The organism is Micromonospora sp. NPDC047187 (assembly GCF_040643355.1).
GTDB classification, from domain to species: Bacteria; Actinomycetota; Actinomycetes; order Mycobacteriales; family Micromonosporaceae; genus Micromonospora; species Micromonospora salmantinae.
Window position 1 is genome coordinate 1 of record NZ_JBEYUF010000020.1, and the last position, 24,241, is coordinate 24,241.

The following is a 24,241-nucleotide window of genomic DNA, read 5'->3' on the forward strand; positions in this document are numbered from 1 at the left end:
CACGCCGCGGGCCTGCCGGTGCCGCGCCGGGACCGGTTCCTGCGGTTGGTCACCGCGCTGGAGCTGACAGTGGCCCGGCTCGCCGACGACCGCACCGAGGTCCGGGCCGCCGCCGCTCGCCTGCTGCGCACCCGCCCGGCGGAGGCCACGCCGACCCGGCTGCCGACGGGGGTGACCGGTTCCGCCCCGACGGCCGGTGGTGGCGGCGCCGCCGACGACCTGGACCTGCGGGCGTTCACGGGTACCGCGCTGGGGCTGGTCGAGTTGGCCGACGGGGCGCTGCCCACCGCCCGGTTCGTCCGGGCCCGGGCGGCCGCTCGGGAAGCCGGCCGGCCGCGTACCGAACTGGTCGCCGCGAGCCGCGCCGCGCTGCTGCTCGCGGTGCGCGGCGAGCTGCGGGCAGCCGAGCAGGCGGCCAGGGACGCGCTCGGCATGCCGCCCTGTCGGGGCTGGTCCTGTCGGCTCGACTGCGGCCACGCGTACCTGGCTCTCGCCGTGGTGGCGCTGCTGCGCGACCAGCCCGAGGAGGCCACCGCGAATCTCGCCCTCGCCCTCCCTGCACTCGACGTGACCGGCGGCTGGGCCGGCGACCCCGAGGTGGGCGGCGACTGGCCGGCCGCCGCCTCCGACGAACCGGTGGCGGCGGCGGTGGCCGCGCTGTGCCGGGCGCAGCTACGCCGCGACTCCGGCGACCCGGCGACCGGCCAGCGGCTGCTCGTCCGGGCCCGGGAGGCGCTGGCCGACCGGCCGTCCGCCGACGAGCTGACCGGTCTGCTGCGGGCCGCCGAGGCCGAACTGCGGGCCGCGCGGGGTGACCTGGACTCCGCCCGCGACCTGCTGGGCGACGCCGCGAACGAGGGGGCCGACCCGGTGCTCGCTGTGACGTTGGCGAAGGTGCACCTGCGGGCCGGCGACGCCGCCACCGCCGAGCGGACCCTGCCGGACTGGCAGGCGCCGGCCGCCACGGCCTGGCCGCTACCGGTACGTCTGGACGCCGGTCTGCTCGACGCGGTGCTGGCCCAGCGCGCCGGGGACGGGCGTCGGGCGGGTCGGATCCTGGAGCAGACGCTGGACCTGGCCGGCCCACAGGGCTGCCGGAGGGTCTTCACCCGCGCCGACCCACCCGTGCGGGACCTGCTGGCCGCGCACCTGGACGCGGGCACCGCGCACTTCACGCTGGTCAGTGACCTGGTGCGGGGCGCGGGACAGGGCGCGGCCGGGCCGGCCGCCGGGCCGAGGGGCGCGCTCGACGAGCCGCTCACCGAGCGGGAGCTGACCATCCTGCGCTACCTGCAGAGCATCCTGTCCAACGTGGAGATCGCCAGCGAGTTGTCCCTCTCGGTCAACACCGTGAAGACCCACGTCCGCAACATCTACCGCAAACTCGACGCGACCCGCCGGCGCGAGGCGGTCCGGCGGGCGCGCGAGTTGCGGCTGATCTGAGCGGGTCAGGCGTTGGCGGCGGCGTCCGCGGCCGTGAGCAGGTCGGGCAGGTCGTACCCGCCGTCGTGCCGGATGCCGTTGACGAACAGGGTCGGGGTGCCGTTCACCCCGCTGCGGATGCCCCCCACGAAATCCCGGCGCACCCGGTCCGCGTGCGCACGGTTCTCCACCTCGGCGTTCAACTCGTCCGGCGGCAACCCGACCTGCTCGACGCCGAGCGAGAGGTGCACCGGGTCGAGCTGGTCCTGGTGCTCGTAGAGCCAGTCGTGCATCTCCCAGAACCGGCCCCGCACCCCGGCGGCCTCGGCCGTCTCGGCGGCCCGTTCGGCGTACGGGTGCACGTTGGCGATCGGGAAGTACCGGTAGACCAGCCGTACGGTGTCGGCCCGCTGCCGCAGCAACTCGTGCAGGTTCGGGTACGCGGCACCGCAGAACTGGCACTGGAAGTCGCCGTACTCGACGATGGTCACCGCCGCGTCGGCCGGCCCCCGGATGTGGTCGTCGGTGGTCACCGGGTCTCGAAGTCGGGCGGTGACCTGCAGTGGCGTACTCATCCGGCCATCACCTTCCGATCGGCGGCGAGTTGGTCCAGCGCGTCGAAGATGCCGTCCGCGCCCGGGTTGACGTCGGGCGGCGACAGGTAGCTCCAGGTCACCTTCCCCGCCGGATCCAGCACCACGAGCGCGCGGGCCGCCTCACCGTTCGGCATGTACGCGCCGTAGCTGCGGGCCACCTCGCCCTTGGGCTCGAAGTCGGCCAGCAGGGGGAACTCGATGCCCCGGCTCTCCGCGAACGCCCGGTGTGACCAGATGCTGTCCACCGACAGGCCGAGCACCACCGCGCGGTACTGGGCGAAGACGGGAGCCGCCGACTGGTAGAGCGACATCTGGTCACCGCAGACCGGGCTCCAGTCGGCGGGGTAGAAGGCGAGCACGACCGGCCGGCCACGGAACTGCTCGGGCCCCAGCAGAGCCCCGTCCGGGGTGGCCGGCAGGGTGAAACCGGGCGCGGTGCGTCCCGGTTGGATCAGCCCGTTCGGATCACTCATGCCACCAGCCTGCTCCCGGGGTGGGTGAGAAGGACTCACCCACCCCGGGTGGTTCCGCGCCCGTTCAGCGCCCGCTGAGCGGGTGCCCGCGCCCGCTCAGCGCAGCACCGGGGCGACAGCGATGTGGTTCTGCACCTCCCGGATTCCCGGCGCGGACCAGGCCACCTGCTCGACCTCGGCCCGTTCGGGCATCGAGTGCACCAACCCGGCGAGTATCGCTGTGTCGCCGTGCACCCGGACGCTGATCCGTTCGGCCTCTGTCGCTCCGGCCCGGGCGAGGGCGTCGACGATCCGGTCGGCCAGGTCGCGGGCGTCCGGCGCGGTGGCCGGTCGGACGGTGATGCCGTTGCTCACCCCGCGTACGCCGGTCAGCCGGGCCACCGCGCGTTCGGCGGCTCGCCGTTGGTACTCCCACTCGACGTCGCCGTGCAGGGTCACCCAGCCGGCCGAGACGGTGACCTGGAGCTTCTCGATGGGCACGAACGCGTCCCACTCCAGCCCGTGGCTGGCCGCGGCGGCCAGGTCGGTGTCGGCGCGCTCGGTGTCGTCGGTGAGCTGTACGGCCACGTCGTTGGCGACCGCCCGGACCGAGGCGACCCGGTGGGCGGCCCGTTCGGCGGCCCACTTCTTGGCGTAGCTGTCCACGCGGCCGGTCAGGGTGACGACGCCCTCGGCGACGGTCACGCCGATCTCGTGCGGCTGCACCCGCGGTTCCCAGGTCAGCTCGTCGAGCACGGCGGACTGGATGTCCTGGTCGGTGCGGTTGATCTCCGCGATGGCCATCTGTCCCTCCTCCGCTGTTCCGATGGCGGACCGGGTGGTGGCCGCGGCCTGAGGTCCGCCGTGCTGCGATCCTGCCGCCGCCCCGGGTGAGCCGCCCTCGCCCGGACCGGGTGACGGCGCGGCCCGACCTGGGCGGCAGAGGTGGGAAAGGCTGACGAACATCGATGATGGGAGCGCTTCCAAAGCGAGCCGATTTCGGTTACGGTAATCGCGTTCCTCGATCGCGGGAGCCGTCGCGTCGGGTGGTGGAGCCAGGGCAGCTCTGCCCGTCCCCGTCGTCGTGCCCGTCCCCCGGGCCACGGCGTCACCCAGGCGATCGACCCCGTCCCCCGGGGCTCCATCCCGAGAGGAACCGCAGATGCGGAGAAGTCTCGCCGGCACGGTCGTGTCCGTGCTGGCCGCCGCCACAGCCGTCGTGGTGGTCCCGTTCACCGCCGCCGGGTCGGCCCCCACCCCGGCCGCGGCGGAGGCGTACACCTGGCGGAACGTCCCCGTGGGCGGTGGTGGCTTCGTGCCCGGCATCGTTTTCAACCCCACCGAGAAGAACCTCATCTACGCGCGCACCGACATCGGCGGGGCGTACCGCTGGGAACAGACCAGCCAGTCCTGGACGCCGCTGCTCGATTGGGTCGGCGCCGACCGGTGGGGCTACAACGGCGTGGTCAGCATCGCCACCGACCCGGTGCAGACCAACCGGGTGTACGCCGCCGTCGGCATGTACACGAACGGCTGGGACCCGAACAACGGCGCGATCCTGCGCTCGGCCGACAAGGGCGCCACCTGGCAGGCCACCGAGCTGCCGTTCAAGAACGGCGGCAACATGCCGGGCCGGGGAATGGGGGAGCGGCTCGCCGTCGACCCCAACCGGAACAGCATCGTGTACTACGGCGCCGAGGGTGGCAACGGGCTATGGCGCAGCACCGACCACGGCGTGACCTGGGCCCGCGTCGCCGCCTTCCCCAACGTCGGCAACTACCGGGCGGATCCCAGCGACCCGAACGGCTACAACGGCCAGAACCAGGGCCTGACCTGGGTCAGTTTCGACAAGAGCACCGGCACCGCCGGCTCCACCACACAGACGATCTACGTGGGCGTGGCGGACAAGGAGAACCCGGTCTACCGCAGCACCGACGGCGGCGTCACCTGGGCGCGCATCCCCGGTCAGCCCACCGGCTACCTGGCCCACAAGGGGGTCGTCGACCCGGTCGGTGGTCACCTCTACATCGCCACCAGCGACACCGGCGGCCCGTACGACGGCGGCAAGGGCGACGTCTGGAAGTTCACCCGGTCGACCGGGGCCTGGACGCGGATCAGCCCGGTGCCCTCCACCAGTGCCGACGCCTACTTCGGCTACAGCGGGCTGACCATCGACCGGCTTCGCCCGAACACCCTGCTGGTGGCCACCCAGGTCTCCTGGTGGCCGGACGCCATCTTCTTCCGCAGCACAGACGGCGGGGCGAGCTGGACGCGAATCTGGGAGTTCAGCAACTACCCGGAGAGGTCCCGCCGCTACACCATGGACATCAGCTCGGTGCCCTGGTTGACCTTCGGTCTCAACCCGGCACCCCCGGAGGACGCGCCCAAGCTCGGCTGGATGAACGAGTCGGTGGAGATCGACCCGCACGACTCCAACCGCATGATGTACGGCACCGGCGCCACCATCTACGGCACCACCGACCTGACCAGGTGGGACACCGGCGGTCAGTTCACCCTCCGGCCGATGGTCCGGGGGCTGGAGGAGACCGCCGTCCTCGACCTGATCAGCCCGCCCAGCGGCGCACCCCTGATCAGCGCGCTCGGCGACGTCGGCGGCTTCCGACACACCGACCTGGACGCGATTCCGTCGATGCTGTTCACCCAGCCGGTGTTCACGTCCACCACCAGCCTCGATTACGCCGAGAGCAAGCCCGCGGTGCTGGTGCGCGCCGGCAACTTCACCGACGCCGACCGGCCCAACGACAGTCACGTCGCCTTCTCCACCGACGGCGGCGCCACCTGGTTCCAGGGCACCGAACCGTCCGGGGTCAACCTCGGCGGCACGGTGGCCGCCGCGGCCGACGGCAGCCGCTTCGTCTGGGCACCCGGTGACGCGGGCCAACGCGTGGTCCACTCGGTCGGTTTCGGCAACTCCTGGGCAGCGTCGACCGGCATCCCGGCGAACGCCACGATCGAGTCCGACCGGGTCGACCCCACCCGGTTCTACGGCTTCAGCGGCGGGCGTTTCTACCTGAGTACCGACGGCGGGGCCAGCTTCACCCCGACCGCTGCGACCGGGCTGCCCAGCACCGACGTGCGGTTCAAGGCCCTGCCGGGCCGGGCCGGCGAATTGTGGCTGGCAGGGCCGGGTGGCCTGTGGCGTTCCACCGACGCCGGCGCCAGCTTCACCAGGCTGGACGGCGTCAGCGCCTCCGGCAACGTCGGTTTCGGCAAGGCGGCACCCGGGCGGACCAACCCCGCCGTGTTCCTCTACGGCACTGTGAACGGTCAACCGGGCGTGCACCGCTCCGACGACGCCGGCGCGACCTGGGTACGCGTCAACGACGACCGCCACCAGTACGGCAATCCGACCGAGGCGCTGACCGGCGACCCGCGTGTCTACGGTCGGGTCTACCTCGGCACCAACGGTCGCGGCATCCTGGTCGCCGATCGCACCGGCGGCGACCCCCCGACCACGCCGCCCCCGACCACGCCGCCGCCCACCACGCCGCCCCCGACCACTCCGCCGCCCACCACGCCGCCCCCGACCACGCCGCCGCCCACCACACCGCCCCCGACCACTCCGCCGCCGTCCGTCGGCTGCGCGGCGACCTACCGGGTGACCGGCTCCTGGTCCGGCGGTTTCCAGGCCGAGCTGGTGGTCCGCAACACCGGAAGCGCCCCCATCGCCGGCTGGACGCTGGGTTGGACCTTCACCAACGGCCAGCGGATCGACCAGCTCTGGGGCGGCACCCACACCCAGACCGGATCGGCCGTGTCGGTCCGGGACACGGGCTGGAACGGCGCGCTCGCGGCCGGGGCCAGCACCACCGCCGGCTTCCTCGGCTCGTGGGCCGGTAGCAACACGTCCCCGGCCATCACCTGCACGAGCCGCTGAACGGGTGATCCGGGTCGGGACCCCCGGATCACCACCAGACACCGGTCCGCCGGGCCGCCTGAGGGGTCCGGCACCCGGCGGACCGGGTCCACCCCGGCACTGCGGCGGGCCCCGCTCGACCTGAGTCGATCGGGGCCCGCCGTGGCGCTGTCGTTCAGATGGCGGGGGAGTTGGGGCGGTCGACGTCGACGAACTCCACGTCGTCGACGGCACTGTCGTCCCGGCTGCCGGCGGCCCGCGCGGCGGAGCCGACGGCCCAGCCGACGGCCGCGCCGACGAGCGCGGCGCCGATCAGGAGCGTCCACGGCAGTGCCGGCTGGCGGCCGGCGAGCGCGTCGAAGGCCAGCGAGGCGCGACGTCGCGCCTCCTCGGCGGCGGATCCCACCAGGTCACCCGCCCCGTCGGCAAGATCGCTGCTGTTCTGGCGGGCCGAGCGGGCGGTGTCCCGCACACTGTCTCCGGCATAGCTGACGGCCGAGAGCAGGTGCTCCCAGGCCTGGTCCGCGATCCGCTCCGGCTTGCTGCGGCGGTCCAGCAGGTTGGTTCCGAACATCGTGGTTACCTCCTCGGGTGCCGAAGCCGCCGGCCACTTCGGACTTCGGCGTCTTTCCAGCGCGTCACGGTGTCGCCTACCCCGCAGTGCCCCGCGTCAGCCGGACGCAAACCCCGACCTCCGTCGGAGCACCGGTAGCTCGGCGCGCCGGGACTCGGCGCGCCACCGAATCAGCGCACCGCCGACACGGCGACACCGCGGGCGAAGTCGTCGTCGTCATCGTCGTCATCGTCGCCCCCGCCACCGAAACCGCAGGCCAGGACGAGGGCGAGCAGAACACCGACGCCGGCCAGCCCGGCAAGTCGCTTGATCATCGAAGATCCTCTCCGTCGCGGTGGTGTCCCGGTCGATGCTAGGGCGCGTCGGCAACCGGGGCACGGGTCGCGCCGGCCGGCGGTGGGCGACACGCCGACGGCACACGGGGCAGGCGTACGTCATGGGCCGGTTGTCGGGCGCGCCGGGCCCGGACCGCTACCCTGGTTCGGCGGCGGGCCGGTCACGACCGATCGTCGATGGTCAGATAACGAAAAGTCTTGAGTAATCAGATACTGAAAAGTGCGGATATGGGTGGCTTTGTGGGCCCGGATCCGCGAATTGCTCATCCCGAGGGGTGGCGACCGAGGCCGTCGGAGGAATACTCTCGGTCGCGGCCCGCGTACTGATGAGGCGCCCGGGGGACGGGCGGGTGGAGGTGCTCGCGTGAGCCTGTCGATCGTGAAGTCGGTTCTGTCCGGTGGTGTCGTGGAGATCGCCCCGCGGGGTGAGATCGACGTCGACACAGCGTACGAGGTGCGCGAAGCGATCGCAGAGGTACTGGCCAAAGGCCGCCCTCTGCGCATCGAACTCAACATGAGGTTGGTCACCTTCATCGACTCGGTCGGCATCAGCGCCATGGTCGCCGGCTTCCAGACGGCCGAGGTCAGTGACGTCAAGCTGGTGGTCACCGAGCCGAGTCGGTTCGTGCACCGGCAGCTCTGGGTGACCGGCCTGCTCGGCCTCTTCGGCGCCCCGGAGCCCTACTTCGCCGGCGCTGCCACCCCCGAGGTGCTGCCCGGCGCCTGAACGCGCCGGGCGTCCCCGTCAGGGCTGCTCGTCCAGGCCGGTCAGGTCGATGTCGGTCGCCTCGGTGACCGCTCGGACGGCCGTCACCGACGCGTACCCGGCGGCCAGCAACGCCACGTCGGTGCCCGGCTGTGCGGCCTGCCCCGGCTCCTCCAGCGAGGTACGGACGAACCCGTGGCCGGACTCGGCCACCGTCATCTGCACCTGACCGAAGCTGGCCAGGGTGCCGCGCCGCACCCCGCGCAGCTGCCCGTGCGGCAGGTCCGGGGTGTTCACGTTGAGCACGCTCTCCATCGGCGCGGAGGTCAGGCGGGGGAGCAGGTCCAGGGCGACCCGCGCGGCGGTGCCCCAGTGCCGCTCGGCGTCGCGTACCCGGGCTGCGGCGTCCACGGCGGCGCCACCGCTCGCGGCCGTCGCCTCGCCGGCCGAGAGCACGTCCAGGGAGACCGCCATCGCCCGGCAGCCGTTGGTGGCGGCGGTGAACGCGGCCCCCACGGTCCCGGAGTGCAGCACCGCCCGGCCGGCGTTGGCGCCCCGGTTGACGCCGGAGAGCACCACCGACGGCGGTGGGCCGAACGCCCCGTGCAGGGCGATCAGCGTGATGAAGCCCGGGGACCCGGCGACCCCGTACGCCGGCACACCCGCCAGGTCCGGCAGCGGGTGGTCGTTCACGACGACTCGCCCGTCGCGCTCCATGGCGCTCATCGCGGCGCTGGTACCGCTCGCCTCCTCCATCGGCGCGGCCACCACGACGTCCAGGCCCCGCTGCCGTGCCGCCCAGGCCAACGCCTGGATCCCCGGCGCGGCGATCCCGTCGTCATTGGTGATCAACACCCGCAGCGTCATCGCTCGACCACCCGGCCGGCCAACTCGTCCGGGGTGGTCCGCTCCTGTTGCCGGCTGTCCGCCGGCACCAGCCGGACCCGGTCCACCAGGCCGGTGATCGAGTCCAGTCGTCCGGTGCCCAGGCCGTGCCGGGTCACGTTCAGCGCGCCGGCGGCGGCCCCGGTGCGGATGGCGGTCCGAATGTCCCCGCCCTTGGCCACGACCGCCGCCACTCCGGCCGTCATCGAGTCGCCAGCGCCGCGTGGGTCGGCGGCCTCCAGCCGGGGCATCTCGACCTGGAACAGCTCCCCGTCGATGAGCGCCAACGCCGGCTGGTCGGCGCGGCTCACCACCACCGTCTCGGCGCCGCCCGCGTGCAACTCGTACATGGCCCGGGTCAGCTCCTCGGTGTCGTCGCTGCGGGCGCGGCCGTCGCGGATCAACTCCTCGTGACTCACCTTGAGGAAGAACACCCCGCTCTCCAGCACCGAGCCGAGGTGATCGCCGGAGAGGTCGACCACCACCCGGCCGCCGTTCGCGCCGAGGTCGGCGGCGAAGCGTCGGTACAGGTCGGCCGGTACGAGCCACGGTTCGTTCGGCCCACTGAGGATGCTCACCGAGGCCCGTAGGCCCTCGCCGAGGGCGAGGTTGTACAGCTCGTCGATCTCGTGCCGGCTCAGCGGCTGCCCGGGCACGTCGGCGACCTCCTGCCGGGAGCCGTCGCGGCGATCGTGCACGTACCCGCCGCTGCCGGAGTCACGGACCACCACCTTGAGGTCCACGCCCTCGCTGACCAGCAGCGGCTCCAGCACCTGGCCGATCTCACCGCCGAGGGCGGCGCAGAGCACCACGTCGACTCCGAGGGAGATCACCATCCGGGCCTGCCAGACGCCCTGCCCGCCAGGGTGCAGGTGCAGCTCGGGGTGGTCGTTGGGCTGGTCCACGGTCACCGTCAGCTGTGGAGTGGGCGCGAATACCATCACGTGCCCGCTCATCGGTCGTCGCCGTTCATGCTGGCCGCCCTCCGGCATCTTCGGAAGATTTTGTACTAACCGACCTTAGTGGCGCAGGTGGTGGCGGGTCGTCGCATCGGCCCGGTCCGCGCGGCGCTGAGGGCCCGGGGCGTTGCCAGCCAGACATCGGTACGGGACGATCGGGCGACCAACGACGGCGGGAGACGGTGTGCTCAGCAGCGATACCTTCAGCTACACCGTCCAGGCCCGGTGCTCACCCGCCGAGGCGGCAGCGTTGCTCAGCGACCTGACCCGGCAGGGCGAGCTGCATCCGCTGATCGTCCGGGTTCGCCGGGTGCCGCCCCGGCCCGGCGCCCAGGCCAGCTACACGATCAACGACCGGTTGGCGGCGGGTCCGCTGCGCTTCCGGACCACCTACCACGCGGACGTGCTGATCAACGAGGCCGACGAGATCGTCATGGTGGCCCGCCAGTGGCCGGCCACCACAGTGCGAAACCACACCCGACTGCGCGCCGAGCCGGACGGCCTGGTCCGCATCGACGTCGAGATCACCCTGACCGCGCCGACGCCGCTGTTCCGGTACGCGTTCCGCCAGGCCCAGGCCGCTCATCTCGCCCTCGCCACCCGGCTGGGCGCCGCCCTCGACCGCACCGGCACCCCCCCAAACCCGGCCTGACCAGCCCCCCGCCCCACCCTGCCCCGCCCCACCCCCTGCGTCGATCTTGCAGTTTCGGTTGTCGATATCGGTGGGATGCCACATGTGTCGGGACAGTAAGTGCAAGATCGCGGGGCAGGGCGGGGCGCGACGTGCTTGGCGGGGGTTGCGTCTAGATCGTTGTTGCGGCGCGATCACGGGTTGTGCGGGCCGCTCGGGTGGCGGGACGCCGGCCCCACGGCTTGTAGGTGGACAGCACCGTCGCGATGACCATCAGGCTGGTCGACACCGCCGGCGCGATGACCAGGTCGGCGCGATCCCGGGCGGGCAGGGCGGCCCCGACCGCTCCGGCGTGACGCAGGTTCGGGGTGAGCAGGAACAGCACCAGCCCGACCATCACCGTGGTCAGCACGAGCTTGACCAGCACCCAGCGGTGGCGCAGCAGGCCCCACGGGGTGAGCAGTGAGCTGGCGACGCCGATCAGCCAGACCAGGACGCTCAGCGGCGCGAACAGCACAGTGCCGACCAGGGCCGTGACCGGATAGACCACCGCCGGGTCGGCGCCCCGCTGAACGGCGATGCCGAGGGTGAGCAGCACCAGGTCGGCGCCGAGCCAGCCGAGCGAGGTGACCAGGTGCAGGGTGAGCAGCGCCTTGCGGGTGCTGGGTCGGATCCGAGGCATACCGCGATGCTGCCCGCCGACCGCTGCCGGGTCGTCCGACGAGCGACGACATCAGGGGTACGCCCGGCGACGTAGCCCGGCCCCGGACGCACGTGATGCCTGTGAGCCACCGGGGTGACTCACAGGCATCACGACGCGTGGGTCAGTAGACCGACAGGTGTACGTGGTTGGTGTGGTCGGTCGACGGGGTGCCGTGCGCCCCGCTGTACGACTTCCACCCGCTGCTGGGCAGCCAGATCTGCCTGTACCAGATCACGTAGAGCACGGCGAGCCGGTCCGCGTTGCGGATGAAGTACGCGGCCAGGTTGTTGCCGTACGTCTTGTCGCCGCCGGTGGCGTCCCCGCCGAAGCCGCCCTTCTGCGCCGCGAAGTCGCAGGCCCGGCCCTTCGGGTGTTCACCGGAGCCGCTGGGGCGGTGGCACGAGACGTACCGGGTGAATCCTGCGGCCTTGGCCTGGTTGAGCGCGTGCAGGGTGCGTGGGGTGATGCAGCCGTTGGCCGGGGTGGGGTCGTTGACGCTGCACGACTCGGAGGGCCAGGAGCCGTCGGAGTTGCGCGGTGCGGCCTTTGCGTTGGCGCTGGAGGTGCCCCGGTTGGAGCCGCCGTCGGCGGTGGTCTGCGGTTTGGGTGTGGTGGCCACGGTCAGGGCCCGTTCGGCCTGCTCCTTGCGCTTGGCCATCACCGCGACCTGCTTGCGCTGTTCGTTGATCTCGCCGTCCAGGGCGATCCGGGTGCGGTTGGCCTTGTCCTTGCTGTTCAGCAGGTCGCGCAGCACCCGGTCTTCGTTGGCCGCCACCGCGTCCAGCGCGGCCGCCCGGTCCATGAAGCCTTCCGGAGTGTTGCTGTTGAGCAGCGCCGACATCGCACCGAGCCGGCCGGTGCGGTAGGCCACCTCGGCGATCTCGCCGACCTTGCCGTTGCGCTGGCCGATCTCGACCTCGATGGTCGTCAGCTGGGTGGCGAGCTGCTTCTGCCGTTGCACGGAGGTGTCCAGGGCGCGCTTCGCGTCCAGGTAGCCCTTGCTGGCCGCCTCGAGTTGGGCGCGCAACGCCGGGGTGCCGCCCTCCTCGTCGGAGTCGGGTGCGGCGGCCCGCAGGCCGGTCGGGGGGGAGGCCGAGGCGGTGCCGGCCGGAAGCGCGACGCCGAGGGCGAACATCGCGACGATCAGTGCCGCCAGTCGGGCGGCGGGTGGTCGTGCTGGTGCCACTGCGCATGTCCTTCCGTCAGCCGCCGACCGGGTTAGCTGACGGGTTCGGGACGGAAGATCCCTACCGCTGACGCGGATACACCCCAGGAACATGGTTCCCCGGTTCGCCCAGTTGGGCGATTAGGCGGCGACCGCCACCGGCGCCGGGAGGGCGCCGCCTGGTGGAGGCCGGGACCGAGCCTACCGGTGCCGATGGGGCCGCTGCAGCCAATGTGACGGACGGTGCGTGCGTCAGCACGGAAAATTACGGCTCCGTCACCATTCGATGGAGCCGCACGCTCCGGAAGCGGCGCCGGGCTCGATCTGCAACGTCGCGTGCTCGATGCGGAAGTCGTCGTGCAGGGCCGTACGCGCCGCGGTGAGCACCGCGCCGACCTCCGCGCCGGGTGCCATGGTCAGGTGAGCGGAGGCCACCTCCATGCCCGAGGTGAGCGTCCAGACGTGCAGGTCGTGCACCTCGACGACACCGGGGACGGCGGCGAGCCGGTCGTGCACGGCGGTCACCTGGAGGTGTTCCGGGGCGGCCTGCACCAGGATGCGGACGGCGGCGCGGGCCAGCCGCCAGGTGCGCGGAAGGATGAACACGCCGATGGCGACCGCGACCAGGGGGTCGGCCCACCACCAGTCGGTGACGGTGATGAGCAGCGCCGCGCCGATGACGCCGAGCGAGCCGAGCAGGTCACCGAGCACCTCCAGGTAGGCGCCCTGGAGGTTGATGCTCTCCCGGGCTCCGGCGCGCAGCAGCGCGAAGGCGGCGATGTTGGCGAGCAGGCCGAGCACGGCCACCGCGAGCATCGGGCCGGCGACGACCTGGTGCGGGTCGCCGAAGCGGCGGATCGCCTCGATCACCACGTAGATCGCGACGCCGGAGAGCAGGACGGCGTTGGCCAGCGCGGCGAGCACCTCGAGTCGGTAGAGCCCGAAGGTGCGCTGCGGGTCGCCGGTGGCCCGCCGGGTCGCCGTGATGGCGGCGAGCGCCATCCCGATGCCGAGCACGTCGGTGAACATGTGCCCGGCGTCGGAGAGCAGGGCGAGCGAGCCGGTGTGCAGGGCGGCCACCGCCTCGACCACCATCAGGGTGGTGAGCAACCCGAATGCCGCCCAGAGTCGACCTCGGTGCTGGTGTGCGGCATTGGCGACGGACCCATGGTGGTGGTCATGACCTGCGCCCACGAGAACCACCTTCCGCCGCTGGTCGGGACCCGGTCAAATGTATGCTCACATCGCTATGTGTGCAAGTGTACGGGCGGCGCCTTGCGCCGGCGGCAGTCCGCGCGCGTCAGCCGGTCGGGTCGATGGTGGTGAGCCGCTGGGTGGCCCGGGAGAGCGCCACGTACAGGGTGCGCACCCCGGCACCCGGATCCGCCCGGATCTCGCTCGGCGCGACCAGCACCACCCCGTCGTACTCCATGCCCTTGGCCTCCAGGCTGGTCACCACCTGCAACCTCGGCGCGCCGAGCGCGCCCAGCCACCCGGCGACCTCGTCCCGGCGGGGGACCGGCGTGATCACCCCGACCGTCCCCTCCACCTCGGCCAGCAGGCCGGCGGCGGCCTCCACTGTCGCGGTCTCCAACCCCGTCGCGGGCACCACCAGCTCCACCGGCTCGACCCCCGTGGAGCGGACGGCGGTCGGCAGCGGCAGGTCCGGGTAGAGCCGACGGATCTCCGCCGCCGCCACCGCGAAGATCTCCGCCGAGTTGCGGTAGTTGGTGGTGAGCGTGAAGTCGTGTCGCTTGCGCCGGCCCAGCGCCTGGTCGCGGGCCCGGGTCAGCTCCTCCGGATCGCCGGTCCACGCGGTCTGCGCGGGGTCGCCCACCACGGTCCAGGAGGCCAGTCGGCCGCGTCGACCGATCATCCGCCACTGCATCGGCGAGACGTCCTGCGCCTCGTCCACCACCACGTGCGCGTACTCCCGGTAGTCCTCCGGACGCTCCCGGGCCGCCGCGCGGGCGGCCCGCTGCCGTTCACCGAGGGTGCTCAGCTCACGGACGCCGCCGGCGAGCTGGAACGGATCGCGTCGCGCGCGGGCCGGCTGCGCGGGCTTACCGAGCAGCGCGTCCAACTCGTCCAGCAGTGCCACGTCGGCGATCGTCAGCCCGGCCGGGTCCAGGTTCCGGTACGCGGCGTTGAGCAGCCGGATCTCCGCCGAGGAGAGGATCCCCCCGGCGTACCGGCGTAGCCGGTCCGGTTGCGCCAGCCAGCCGAGCACGTGTCGGGGGTGCAGCCGAGGCCACCACGCCTTGAGGAACTCCCGGAACTCCGAGCGCTCGGCGATCTCCGCCTCGAAGGCCGGTTGCTCCGGCAGCCGACCGCTGCTCAGCTCACGGGCCTGCGCCCAGAGCGCGGCGAACACACCGTCGAAACCGGCCCGGCGCACCTCGTTGCGTCGTGCGCCGCGTTGCAGCGCGCGGTCCCGGATCCGGTCCAGCGCGGCCCGGTCCAGCCGCAGCAGCGTGCCCCGATAGAGCAGCCGCAGCTCACCCGGGCCGCCCGGCACCGCGTCGCGGGCCGCCCGCTCCAGCACCCGGCGCATCCGCAGCGAGCCCTTCACCGCCGCCACCTCGGGCGGGTCGGGGCGGGTGGCGGTCATCCCCGGAAAGAGGGTGCCCAGCGAGTGCAGCGTCGCGGTGTCCTCACCGAGCGACGGCAACACGGAGCCGATGTACTCGACGAAGACCGACGACGGGCCGACCACCAGGATGCCGCCGCCGGCGTAGCGGCTGCGGTCGGAGTACAGCAGGAACGCGGCCCGGTGCAGGGCGACAGCGGTCTTGCCGGTGCCGGGGCCGCCCGCGACGATCGTCACCCCGGAACCGGGCGAGCGGATCGCCTCGTCCTGCTCCCGCTGGATGGTCGCCACGATGTCGCGCATGCCCCGGCCGGTGGCCTTGGACAGCGTGGCCAGCAACGCGCCGTCACCGACGACAGTCATCCCCTCCGGGGCGGCCGTCGGGTCCAGCAGGTCGTCCTCGATCCGGGTGACCCGCTCGGCGCGGGACTGGATGGTGCGCCGCCGCACCACGTCCAGCGGCTGCGCCGGGGTGGCCTGGTAGAAGGCGGCCGCGGCCGGCGCGCGCCAGTCGACGACAAGCGTGACGGCGTTCTCGTCGCGGATCCCCAGTCGCCCGACGTGCAGCACCTGACGGTCGCGCAGGTCCAGCCGGCCGAAGACCAGCCCCTCGTGCTCGGCGTCCAGGGTGTGCCGCCGCTGCGCCGCGTGGAAGACCATCGCGTCGCGCTCGACCAGAGCGCCGTGCGTGCCCACCCGGGCCATCCGGTAGCCGTCACGCTCGGCGCGGACGGCCGACTGCCGCAGCTCGGCCAGTCTGGCGTACACCCGGTCGAGGTGTCGTTGCTCGACGGCGATCTCCTGCTCCAGGCCGGTCTGGTCGGTCAACGCACGCTCCTTCAGAGGTCGCCGGCAGGCGGCGGAAACCGCGCGGGCCAACCGAGAAGAGTACGGCCCTGGACCCGACCCGCCGCGCCCGAGGTGCGCGAACGTGCTCAGGCACCCGACCCGGCGGTGGCCGCGCCACGGTGCGCCGACGCCGATGCGCCACGGTCGGACGGCGACGATTCGGCGAGCACCCGTCGTACGACGCCCGTGAGCGCGGCGTTGACCTCGTCCGGACGTTCCATCATCAGCATGTGCCCGGCGCCCGGGCAGACGGTCAGCTCGGTGGCCGGCAGAGCCGCCGCGATCGACTCGGCGCACGGCGGTGGGGTCAGTCGGTCCCGGTCGCCGACCAGCGCGGCGGCCGGCAGGTGGGCCAACGCGGCGAGGGTGTCCAGGCGGTGCTGGGTGCCGATGGAGGCGCGGAACCCGCCGATCGAGCGCAGCGAGGCCCGAGCCACCGCCGACGTCACCAGCCGGATGTCGGCCGGCTCGCAGCGGTCACCGAAGAGCATCCACCGGATGCTCGGTTGCAGCGCGTTCAGTAGTGCCCGGGGCGCGCGCCACGAGCCACACCGGGCCAGCACGCCGGCGCCGGTCGTCTCGGCCAACCGGATCAACCGGGCGATCCGCGGCGAGAGCCCGTACACGGTGTGCGTGTGCCCCTCGGCGGTGGTCGAGACGAAGACCAGGCCGGCGGTACGGGCGGCGAAGTGCACAGGGTGGCGGTGGGCGTACTCCATGATCGTCATGCCGCCCATCGAGTGCCCGACCAGCACCACCGGGCCGGTCGGCGCGACAGCGTCGATCACCGCGGCCAGGTCGTCACCCAACTGGGCCACTGTGGCAGTGGGCAGCGCCATGCAACTGGACCGGCCGTGTCCCCGCGCGTCGTAGGCGACCACCCGCACCGCACCGCCGAACGGCGGCGCCGTGAGCGCGTCGACCTGTCGGTGCCAGGCGCGCCCGTCCAGCGTCCAGCCGTGCAGCAGGATGACGCTGACCTGGGCGTCCGTCGGACCCGTCGCCTCGACGTTGAGCCGTACGCCGTCCGGCAGACCGACCTCGAACCGCTCCGGCATCGCCACCTCCCCAGGGCCGCCCAGTACCACCAGCACCTCCGATACCCGGCGGTAACACCGGCTACCCGCCATGACACCACGCCAATCACGCCCTGGCGAAGATTCCCGACCTCGCCCGTGCCGGACGGCGGCGGGCCAAGCTGAACGGCATGGGGTCGTCGGGAGCGCCCATGGGTGCGACGTCGGGGCAGGGGCGGCAGGCCGGCGGCACGCCCCGCGCCGCGCTGGCCGACCTGCTCGCCGGCAATCGGCGGTTCGTCAGCGGCCAGCCGGTGCACGGACACGACGTCACGGCCGCCGCCGCGGCCTCCGGCGACCAGCAGCCGTACGCAGTGGTGCTGGGCTGCATCGACTCCCGGGTGCCGCTGGAGGCGATCTTCGATCAGACCTTCGGCGCGATCTGCGTGATCCGTACCGGAGGGCACGTCCTCGATCGCGCGGTCTGCGGCTCGATCGAGTACGTGGTCGGCCAGCTCGGCGTACCGCTGGTGATGGTCCTCGGCCACGAGCGGTGCGGCGCGGTGCAGGCCACTGTGGAGGCGCTGCGCACCGGGCAACGTCCCGGCGGGTCGCTGGCGCACCTGGTGGACGAGATCGCCCCGGCGGTGACCGAGGCGGGGCTCGGCGATCCGGCGGTGCAGCCGCTGGCGATCCGCCGGCACGTCCGGCGCACGGTGCGCACCCTGCGCGAGGACGTCCTGCTGGCCGGGCCGGTGGCCGCGGGCCGGGTGGCAGTGGTCGGCGGCCTCTACGACCTGGCCACCGGCGAGGTCGCCCTGCTCGATCCAGGCTGACCCGGCCCGCCGCGCAGCCCTCCGGACGTGCGAAACCGCCCGGCGGGACTTCCCGGCGGGCGGTTTCGTTGGTGCGGTGGGGGAGGGCTCAGCCCTCGAAGACGCCGGCCGCGACCAGGCGCTTCTCGGTGGCCTCCCAGCCGTCACCCGGGTGGGTGGCAGCCAGGTTGTTGATCTCCGCCCGGATCTTGGCGGCGTGGCCGGCGGCGGCCAGCACGCGGATCTCCTCGACGAAGGCGTCGGAGTCCGTGCGCAGGTGCGCGGTCTTGCCGTTGGTCAGGTTCCGCACGTAGGCGTGCTTGCCGCCGTTGAGCGGGATGAGGTACTTGAACTCGCCCAGCACGCTGAGGGCGCCACCCTGGCCAGCCTGGCCGGCCCGGACGGACGCGCGCGCGGTCTTAGAGGTGTTGCTCGCCACGGAGGTACTCCTTGCAAGACGTACGGGAGGACTGGACGTCCGGGGGCTGTGTGCGGGTCGTACGTGACTCGACCCGCGAAGGTGTAACGCGGCATAAGCCGCCGGTGGAACTGTACAGGACCACGACATCATGCTGGTCGTCGCGGTGTCCTGAGAGGCAACGGCGACCACCCGTCCGGCTATTCCACCCGGCGATTTTTCCGATTCCCTGGCGCACCACGCGTCACAGGAGTCATCATGTGTTGCAGCAGCCACCTGGGTGGACGAGGTCGTAGGGGAAGACGCACCTCGCTCTCCGGGAGGTCACCGTGCCAACGCGTGGCGTCGTATACGTCCATTCGACCCCGCTCGCCGTGTGCTCACACGTCGAGTGGGCGATCGCGCGCGTCCTAGCCGCGCCGGTCAACCTGCAGTGGACGGGTCAGCCCGTCGACCCCGGCGCACGCCGGGCCGAGTGCGGGTGGACCGGTCGTCCGGGGACGGGCGCCGAGCTGGCTGCTGCCCTACGGCAGTGGCCCATGATCCGTTTCGAGGTCACCGAGGAGCCGAGTCCCGGTGCCGACGGTGAGCGCTTCATGTACGTGCCGGCCCGTGGCCTGTTCCGGGCAACGGTCGGCGTGGCCGGCGACATCCAGCTCGGCGAGGACCGCCTTCGGGCGCTGATGGCGGCCTCCCGGGCCCCCGAGGCGCTGGCGCACGCCCTCGACAAGGCGCTCGGCACGGCGTGGGACGCTGACCTGGAGCCCTACCGGTACGCCGGCGACGGCGCCCCGGTGACCTTGCTCACTCGGGTTGGCTGACCCGGTCGGCCGGCCGCTGGCCGTGGGCCGTCACACCGGTGACGACCGGTAAGGTCAAGTTGCCCCGATAAGGGAGAAGCTGGTGGGATGGGCGGCGTGTCGAATCGCCCGTGGCGCGCCAGTGTCGCTGTCGCCGCCCTGACCGCCCTGCTCGTCTCCGGCTGCTCAGGTGACCCGGAGCGTCCCACCCCGACGCCCAGCCCGGTCGGCACGTCCGCGGGCCCGAGCGTCCCGGCCGCGCCGCCGGCCAGCGACCCCGCCGGCCGCGCCGCCGCGCTGGTGGCGACGCTGTCCGACGAAGACCTGGTCGGCCAGGTGCTGATGCCGTACGCATACGGCGACTCGGCGACGAAGGTCTCCGCCGGCTCGGCGGCCGGTAACCAGGCCCTCGCCGGGGTGGACACCCCCGCCGACATGATCGCCAAGTACCGACTGGGTGGCCTGATCCTGGTCGGCTTCAGCGCCGACGACCCGACCAAGGGCAACCAGGAGACCACGAACGTCGACAACCCCAAGCAGGTGCACGAGCTCACGGCCGGGCTGCGAACCGCCGCCGGTCGGCTCGCCGCCGGTTCGGCGCCGCTGCTCATCGGCACCGACCAGGAGTACGGCGTCGTCACCCGCGTGACCGACGGGGTCACAGTGCTGCCCAGCGCCCTCGCGGCCGGCGCGGCAGGTGACCCGAAGCTCACCGAGGCCGCCTGGCGGGCCGCCGGCGCCGAGTTGGCCGCGATGGGCATCAACATCGACTTCGCCCCGGTGGCCGACGTGCTGGCCACCCGCAGCACCGTGATCGGCTCCCGGTCGTACGGCGCCGACCCGAAGCAGGCCGCCGCGCAGGTGGGCGGCGCGGTCCGCGGCCTGCAGGCGGTCGGGGTCGCGGCCACCCTGAAGCACTTCCCCGGGCACGGCCACAGCGCCGACGACTCGCACCAGGACCTTCCGGTGCTCACCCAGTCCGCCGCGGCGTTGCAGAGCGGGGCGTGGCCGCCGTTCACCGCCGGGATGGACGCGGGCGCGATGGCCGTGATGTCCGGTCACCTGGACGCGCGCGCGATCGACCCGGGGACCCCGGCGACGTTCTCGCACAAGCTGCTCACCGACGTCCTGCGCGGCCAACTCGGCTTCCAGGGCGTGGTGATCACCGATGGGATGAACATGCCGCCCGCGATGCGCTGGGCTCCCGGCGAGGCGGCGGTCCGGGCGCTCAACGCCGGTAACGACCTCATCCTGATGACCCCGAACGTCGGTCAGGCGTACGACGGGCTGCTCGCCGCGCTGCGCGGCGGCTCGCTGACCCGCACCCGGCTGGTCGAGGCGGTCACGCGGGTGCTGACCATGAAGTTCAAGCTCGCGGAGCTGCCGGCGGCGCAGATGTCCACGCTCAACGCCCCGGAGCACCGGGCGGCGGCCGACGCGCTGGCCGCCGCCGCCGTCACGGTGCTGAAGGGCGCCTGCGGCGGAGCGGTACGCGGGCCGGTCACCGTCACCTCGTCCGGCGGTCGGGACGGCACCCGGGCCACCCTCACCGCCGCGCTGACCGCCGCCGGGGTGCAGGTCAAGCCCAGCGGCGGCACGATGGTGCACCTGGTGGGCTACGGCGACGGCGCCAAGGACCTGAGCCCCGACGCGGCGGTCACGGTCGCCATGGACACCCCGTACGTGCTGGCCGACGCGAAGTCACCGACGCTGCTGGCGACGTACTCCTCCAGCCGGGCGTCGATGACCGCCCTGGCCGCCGTGCTCGCCGGCAAGGCCCGGCCGGGCGGCCGATCCCCGGTGGCCGTTCCCGGACTGCCCGCGACGACCTGTCGCACCTGACCGACCGGGAGCGGACGGCGCAGCGCCCACCTCACTCGCCCTTCGCGAGCCCTCGCACCGCGAGCCGGTACGCCGGCAGCACGTCGGTCCGTTCGGTGATCAGCCCCTCGTTGACCGCGAAGACCAGCGTCTGCCCCGCCGACTGGACGGCCAGCGCCCAGTTCCGCGACTCCTCCTCGGCCAGCGGGTTGGTGGCGAGCCAGGTCATCTCGGTGGCGTCGAAGCCGCCGGCGCGGAGGTCGCGGAATTGTTGACCGGCGACCGTCTCGCCGGCCCCGGCGGCGAAACTCTCCAGCGCGGCGCGCGGCGTGACAGTCGGCGAGTCCGCCGCCCAGATCCGCAGGAATCCGCCGCCGGCCGAGCGGCCGTCCACCTCGCAACGCACCGTGCTGCCGCCGCGCTTGGTGAGCGCCTCGCCGACCAGCTCGGCCAGCTCACCCTTGGCAGGCTCGACCGCCTTCGCCGTCCACCCGTCGGCCAGCGGAAACGTCACCGGTACCGGGCAGGGGGAACCGGTGCCGCCGGTGGTGCCGCCGGTCGACGCCGGGGTCGTCTCGTCGTACCAGGGCTCGCCCGTGGCCTGTGGGGCCGGGCCGCCGGCCGCGGACCCGGCGGGATCGGCGGCGTCGTCGCCGCAGCCGGCCAGCAGGCCGAGGGTGAGCGCCGCCGACACGGCGACGCGGGTACGAATGTCCATCGTGGTGATCCCCGTCAGTCGATCTTCAGTTGGCCCATCTAAGCCGTGCGGTCCCTCGACGTCAATCGGGATCGTGCGCCCGCGCCACGGAAACCCGGTCGCCTCCGCGCCGGTCGGTCTGACAGCCTCACCCCATGGGAGCGGCAGCAGGATTCCGGCACGTGCAACGGGCGGACGGCACTGTGGTGATCACCCACCACGGCCGGGTCGCCGGCACGCTGCGCGGCGCTCGGGCCGCGGAGTTCCTGGCCGAGGTCGACGACGACCCGCAGTTGGTGATGGCCCGCTGGACCGGCAACTACCGCCACGGCAACGAGCGCACCGCCAAACAGCACCCCCGCAACCGAGGCTGAACGACGAAAGGGCCCCTCCTCGTCGAGAGAAGGGGCCCTTTCGCAGGATCTCAGGGGCGGGCGAAGACGAGAGCCACGTTGTGGCCGCCGAAGCCGAACGCGTTGTTCAACGCGGCCGGGATCTCCATGTGGCGGGCCTTGTGCGCGGCGACATCCAGGGTGAGGCCCGGCTCAGGGTCGTCGAGGTTGATCGTCGGAGGGACGACGCTGTCGCGGATCGCCAGGATGGTGGCGATCGACTCCAGCGCACCGGCCGCACCGAGCAGGTGACCGGTCATCGACTTCGTCGCGGACAGCACCGGGTGGTCGCCGAGCGCCTTGTGCAGCCCACCGATCTCCAGCATGTCCCCGACCGGGGTCGAGGTGGCGTGCGCGTTGACGTGCACGATGTCCCGCTTGGCCACGTCCGCGTCGGCGATCGCCTTGGCGATGGCCCGGATCGCGCCCTCGCCCTCGGCGTGCGGCTGCACGATGTCGTACGCGTCGGAGGTGATGCCGGCACCGGCGAGGCGCGCGTACACCCGGGCGCCCCGGGCCGCGGCGTGCTCGGCCCGCTCCAGCACCACGATGCCGGCGCCCTCGCCGAGGACGAAGCCGTCCCGGCCCCGGTCCCACGGGCGGGAGGCCCGCTCCGGGTCGTCGTTGCGGGTGGACATGGCCCGCATCGAGCTGAAGCCGGCGATCGGCAGCGGGTGGATGACCGCCTCGGTGCCGCCGGCCACCACCACGTCGGCCCGGCCGGAGCGGATGATGTCCAGGCCGAGGGCGATCGCCTCGGCGCCGGTGGCGCAGGCGCTGGCCACCGAGTGCACGCCGGCCTTGGCGCCCAGCTCCAGCCCGACCCAGGCGGCCGGACCGTTCGGCATCAGCATCGGGATGGTGTGCGGGGAGACCCGCCGTGGCCCGGACGCCTCCAGGATGTCGTCCTGGGCGAGCAGCGTGGTGGCACCGCCGATGCCGGAGCCGACGCTGACGGCCAACCGCTCCCCGTCGAGGTCGGAGCCGGCGAGGCCGGCGTCCGCCCAGGCCTGCTGCGCCGCGATGATCGCGATCGCCTCGGAACGGTCCAGGCGGCGCAGGCGGACCCGGTCCAGCACCTCGGACGGCTCCACGGCCAACTGGGCGGCGATTCGGACCGGCAGTTGCTCGGCCCACTCCTGGGTGAGGGCACTCACCCCGGAGCGGCCGGCGAGCATTGCGTCCCAGGTCGACGCGACGTCCCCGCCAAGCGGGGTCGTCGCGCCGAGCCCGGTGACGACGACGTCTGGACGACTCATGATCAGGACTGCGCCGCGATGTAGCTGACAGCGTCGCCGACGGTCTTGAGGTTCTGCACCTCGTTGTCCGGGATCTTGACGCCGAACTTCTCCTCGGCCGCGACCACTACCTCAACCATGGAGAGCGAGTCGACGTCGAGGTCGTCGGTGAAGGACTTCCCCTCGGCCACGTCGTCCGGGTTCACCCCGGCAACCTCTTCGAGGATCTCGGCGAGGCCGGTGGTGATCTCGTCACGGGTCATTGCGGTTGGTTCCTTTCATCGGGGTTCTCCGGCGGCCGGCGTCGCCGACCGCCACTCCTGGACGCGTACGCGCCCGAGGGGGTCAGGGGCAGCGGACGACCTGACCGGCGTAGGTCAGGCCACCGCCGAAGCCGAACAGCAGCACCGGTGCGCCCGAGGGCACCTCCCGGCGCTCTACCAGCTTGGACAGGGCCAGCGGCACGCTCGCCGCGGAGGTGTTGCCGGACTCGACGATGTCCTTCGCGATGATCGCGTCGGGGATGTTGAGCCGCTTGGCGATGCCGTCGATGATCCGGGCGTTGGCCTGGTGCGGCACGAACGCGGCCAGCTCCGACGGGTCGACCCCGGCCCGCTCGCAGGCCTGCAGCGCGAGCGGCGCGATAGCGGTGGTGGCCCAGCGGAACACCGCCTGCCCCTCCTGCTGGATGTACGGGCGCCAACCCTCGATGCGGACCGCGTCGCTCTTGTCCGGCACCGAACCCCAGACGACCGGGCCGATCCCGGTCGGCTCGTCGTCGGCGGTGGCGGAGACCACCGCGGCGCCGGCTCCGTCCGCGAAGATGATGCAGGTGGAGCGGTCGGTCCAGTCGGTGAAGTCGGACAGCTTCTCCGCGCCGATGACGATCGCGTTGCGCGACGCCCCGGCCCGGATGGCGTGGTCGACGGTGCCCAGCGCGTACGCGAAGCCCGAGCAGGCGGTGTTGAGGTCGAACGCGCCAGGGGCGGTGATGCCCAGCTTGGCGGCGACCCGGCAGGCCACGTTGGGGCTGCGGTCGATGGAGGAGCAGGTGGCGACCACGACCAGGTCGATGTCGGCGGCGGTCAGGCCCGAGTTGGCCAGCGCCTTGCCGGCAGCCGCGGCGGCCATGTCGGCGACCGTCTCACTGTCGGCGATCCGCCGGCTGACGATGCCGACCCGGTCGCGAATCCACTCGTCGTTGGTGTCGACGAGCTGGGCGATGTCGTCGTTGGTCACCACCCGGGAGGGCTGGTAGTGCCCCATCGAGACGATGCGACTGCCAGTCATGAACGACCTC

The 24,241-nt window shown here is 72.8% G+C and carries 25 protein-coding genes and 1 riboswitch; of the genes, 8 read left to right on the forward strand and 17 right to left on the reverse strand.

Annotation, left to right across the window (positions count from 1 at the left end; genetic code table 11):
• Positions 1-1,443, forward strand: a 1,443-nt coding sequence (locus tag ABZ794_RS25420; RefSeq protein ID WP_357517913.1) for a helix-turn-helix transcriptional regulator, incomplete at its 5' end; no start/stop codon positions are given.
• A gap of 5 nt (positions 1,444-1,448) precedes the next feature.
• Here ABZ794_RS25420 and ABZ794_RS25425 read toward each other — a convergent pair.
• The 3 genes from ABZ794_RS25425 to ABZ794_RS25435 all read right to left on the reverse strand — a co-directional run bounded on the left by ABZ794_RS25425 (position 1,449) and on the right by ABZ794_RS25435 (position 3,274).
• Positions 1,449-1,997 (reverse strand): DsbA family protein, encoded by a 549-nt coding sequence (locus tag ABZ794_RS25425; RefSeq protein ID WP_091409221.1) that lies wholly within the window; start codon positions 1,995-1,997, stop codon positions 1,449-1,451.
• Positions 1,994-2,491: a redoxin domain-containing protein gene (locus tag ABZ794_RS25430; protein WP_210783399.1), complete on the reverse strand. Its 498-nt coding sequence runs from the start codon at positions 2,489-2,491 to the stop codon at positions 1,994-1,996. Before ABZ794_RS25430 ends, ABZ794_RS25425 begins: the two co-directional genes overlap by 4 nt.
• Positions 2,492-2,587: 96 nt before the next feature.
• Positions 2,588-3,274: a BON domain-containing protein gene (locus ABZ794_RS25435; protein WP_210783401.1), complete on the reverse strand. Its 687-nt coding sequence runs from the start codon at positions 3,272-3,274 to the stop codon at positions 2,588-2,590.
• Positions 3,275-3,632: 358 nt separating this feature from the next.
• Here ABZ794_RS25435 and ABZ794_RS25440 point away from each other — a divergent pair, with 358 nt between their 5' ends.
• The gene (locus tag ABZ794_RS25440; RefSeq protein ID WP_357517916.1) at positions 3,633-6,368 is read left to right on the forward strand and encodes a cellulose binding domain-containing protein; all 2,736 of its coding nucleotides are present in this window, start codon (positions 3,633-3,635) and stop codon (positions 6,366-6,368) included.
• A gap of 154 nt (positions 6,369-6,522) precedes the next feature.
• On the opposite strand, the gene ABZ794_RS25445 is transcribed toward ABZ794_RS25440, so the two are convergent.
• Positions 6,523-6,921 carry a hypothetical protein gene (locus tag ABZ794_RS25445; protein ID WP_112582570.1) on the reverse strand — a complete coding sequence of 133 codons (399 nt, stop codon included), beginning with the start codon at positions 6,919-6,921 and terminating at the stop codon, positions 6,523-6,525.
• A 170-nt stretch (positions 6,922-7,091) separates the two neighbouring features.
• On the reverse strand, positions 7,092-7,235 hold the full coding sequence (locus ABZ794_RS25450) for a hypothetical protein (RefSeq protein WP_158629639.1): 144 nt from the start codon (positions 7,233-7,235) through the stop codon (positions 7,092-7,094).
• Between the two features lie 385 nt (positions 7,236-7,620).
• On the opposite strand from ABZ794_RS25450, the gene ABZ794_RS25455 reads away from it, so the two are divergent.
• Positions 7,621-7,983: an STAS domain-containing protein gene (locus tag ABZ794_RS25455; protein WP_030330302.1), complete on the forward strand. Its 363-nt coding sequence runs from the start codon at positions 7,621-7,623 to the stop codon at positions 7,981-7,983.
• 18 nt (positions 7,984-8,001) lie between these two features.
• Here the strand turns inward: ABZ794_RS25455 and ABZ794_RS25460 are convergent, their stop codons facing one another.
• On the reverse strand, positions 8,002-8,829 hold the full coding sequence (locus ABZ794_RS25460; protein ID WP_210783405.1) for a 5'/3'-nucleotidase SurE: 828 nt from the start codon (positions 8,827-8,829) through the stop codon (positions 8,002-8,004).
• On the reverse strand, positions 8,826-9,788 hold the full coding sequence (locus ABZ794_RS25465) for a PfkB family carbohydrate kinase (protein ID WP_238690684.1): 963 nt from the start codon (positions 9,786-9,788) through the stop codon (positions 8,826-8,828). The genes ABZ794_RS25460 and ABZ794_RS25465 overlap by 4 nt, the downstream gene beginning before the upstream one ends.
• Before the next feature lie 202 nt (positions 9,789-9,990).
• Here ABZ794_RS25465 and ABZ794_RS25470 point away from each other — a divergent pair, with 202 nt between their 5' ends.
• Entirely contained in the window at positions 9,991-10,458 is a 468-nt protein-coding gene (locus ABZ794_RS25470) for an SRPBCC family protein (RefSeq protein WP_210783409.1), read from the forward strand.
• 151 nt (positions 10,459-10,609) lie between these two features.
• On the opposite strand, the gene ABZ794_RS25475 is transcribed toward ABZ794_RS25470, so the two are convergent.
• The 5 genes from ABZ794_RS25475 to ABZ794_RS25495 all read right to left on the reverse strand — a co-directional run bounded on the left by ABZ794_RS25475 (position 10,610) and on the right by ABZ794_RS25495 (position 16,802).
• The gene (locus ABZ794_RS25475; protein ID WP_238690529.1) at positions 10,610-11,119 is read right to left on the reverse strand and encodes a hypothetical protein; all 510 of its coding nucleotides are present in this window, start codon (positions 11,117-11,119) and stop codon (positions 10,610-10,612) included.
• Between the two features lie 142 nt (positions 11,120-11,261).
• The gene (locus ABZ794_RS25480; protein WP_210783555.1) at positions 11,262-12,275 is read right to left on the reverse strand and encodes a hypothetical protein; all 1,014 of its coding nucleotides are present in this window, start codon (positions 12,273-12,275) and stop codon (positions 11,262-11,264) included.
• Between the two features lie 56 nt (positions 12,276-12,331).
• Positions 12,332-12,463, reverse strand: a riboswitch (cyclic di-AMP (ydaO/yuaA leader).
• A gap of 118 nt (positions 12,464-12,581) precedes the next feature.
• Positions 12,582-13,499, reverse strand: a complete 918-nt coding sequence (locus tag ABZ794_RS25485; protein ID WP_238690530.1) for a cation diffusion facilitator family transporter — start codon at positions 13,497-13,499, stop codon at positions 12,582-12,584.
• A gap of 106 nt (positions 13,500-13,605) precedes the next feature.
• A complete protein-coding gene (locus ABZ794_RS25490) occupies positions 13,606-15,723 on the reverse strand; it encodes an AAA family ATPase (RefSeq protein WP_357517918.1) in 2,118 nt (705 codons plus the stop codon).
• Between the two features lie 107 nt (positions 15,724-15,830).
• Complete coding sequence (locus ABZ794_RS25495) at positions 15,831-16,802, reverse strand: alpha/beta hydrolase (RefSeq protein WP_210783417.1); 972 nt, start codon at positions 16,800-16,802, stop codon at positions 15,831-15,833.
• A 170-nt stretch (positions 16,803-16,972) separates the two neighbouring features.
• Between ABZ794_RS25495 and ABZ794_RS25500 the strand changes: the two genes are divergently transcribed.
• Positions 16,973-17,596: a carbonic anhydrase gene (locus tag ABZ794_RS25500; RefSeq protein ID WP_210783419.1), complete on the forward strand. Its 624-nt coding sequence runs from the start codon at positions 16,973-16,975 to the stop codon at positions 17,594-17,596.
• Between the two features lie 88 nt (positions 17,597-17,684).
• Here ABZ794_RS25500 and ABZ794_RS25505 read toward each other — a convergent pair whose 3' ends face one another.
• Positions 17,685-18,014, reverse strand: a complete 330-nt coding sequence (locus ABZ794_RS25505) for a hypothetical protein (RefSeq protein ID WP_030330285.1) — start codon at positions 18,012-18,014, stop codon at positions 17,685-17,687.
• Positions 18,015-18,322: 308 nt separating this feature from the next.
• On the opposite strand from ABZ794_RS25505, the gene ABZ794_RS25510 reads away from it, so the two are divergent.
• Complete coding sequence (locus ABZ794_RS25510) at positions 18,323-18,814, forward strand: DUF3145 domain-containing protein (protein WP_210783421.1); 492 nt, start codon at positions 18,323-18,325, stop codon at positions 18,812-18,814.
• 87 nt (positions 18,815-18,901) lie between these two features.
• Entirely contained in the window at positions 18,902-20,635 is a 1,734-nt protein-coding gene (locus tag ABZ794_RS25515; RefSeq protein WP_357517921.1) for a glycoside hydrolase family 3 N-terminal domain-containing protein, read from the forward strand.
• Between the two features lie 31 nt (positions 20,636-20,666).
• Here the strand turns inward: ABZ794_RS25515 and ABZ794_RS25520 are convergent, their stop codons facing one another.
• On the reverse strand, positions 20,667-21,332 hold the full coding sequence (locus tag ABZ794_RS25520) for a lipoprotein (protein ID WP_238690535.1): 666 nt from the start codon (positions 21,330-21,332) through the stop codon (positions 20,667-20,669).
• A 134-nt stretch (positions 21,333-21,466) separates the two neighbouring features.
• Here ABZ794_RS25520 and ABZ794_RS25525 point away from each other — a divergent pair, with 134 nt between their 5' ends.
• Positions 21,467-21,685 (forward strand): hypothetical protein, encoded by a 219-nt coding sequence (locus ABZ794_RS25525; protein ID WP_112582579.1) that lies wholly within the window; start codon positions 21,467-21,469, stop codon positions 21,683-21,685.
• Between the two features lie 50 nt (positions 21,686-21,735).
• On the opposite strand, the gene fabF is transcribed toward ABZ794_RS25525, so the two are convergent.
• The 3 genes from fabF to ABZ794_RS25540 form a co-directional block, all read right to left on the reverse strand.
• Positions 21,736-22,962, reverse strand: coding sequence for a beta-ketoacyl-ACP synthase II (gene fabF / locus ABZ794_RS25530; RefSeq protein WP_124855678.1), 1,227 nt, complete (start codon positions 22,960-22,962; stop codon positions 21,736-21,738).
• A gap of 2 nt (positions 22,963-22,964) precedes the next feature.
• Positions 22,965-23,204: an acyl carrier protein gene (locus ABZ794_RS25535; RefSeq protein WP_030330276.1), complete on the reverse strand. Its 240-nt coding sequence runs from the start codon at positions 23,202-23,204 to the stop codon at positions 22,965-22,967.
• 82 nt (positions 23,205-23,286) lie between these two features.
• Positions 23,287-24,231: a beta-ketoacyl-ACP synthase III gene (locus ABZ794_RS25540; protein WP_091409280.1), complete on the reverse strand. Its 945-nt coding sequence runs from the start codon at positions 24,229-24,231 to the stop codon at positions 23,287-23,289.
• Positions 24,232-24,241: the final 10 nt, after the last annotated feature.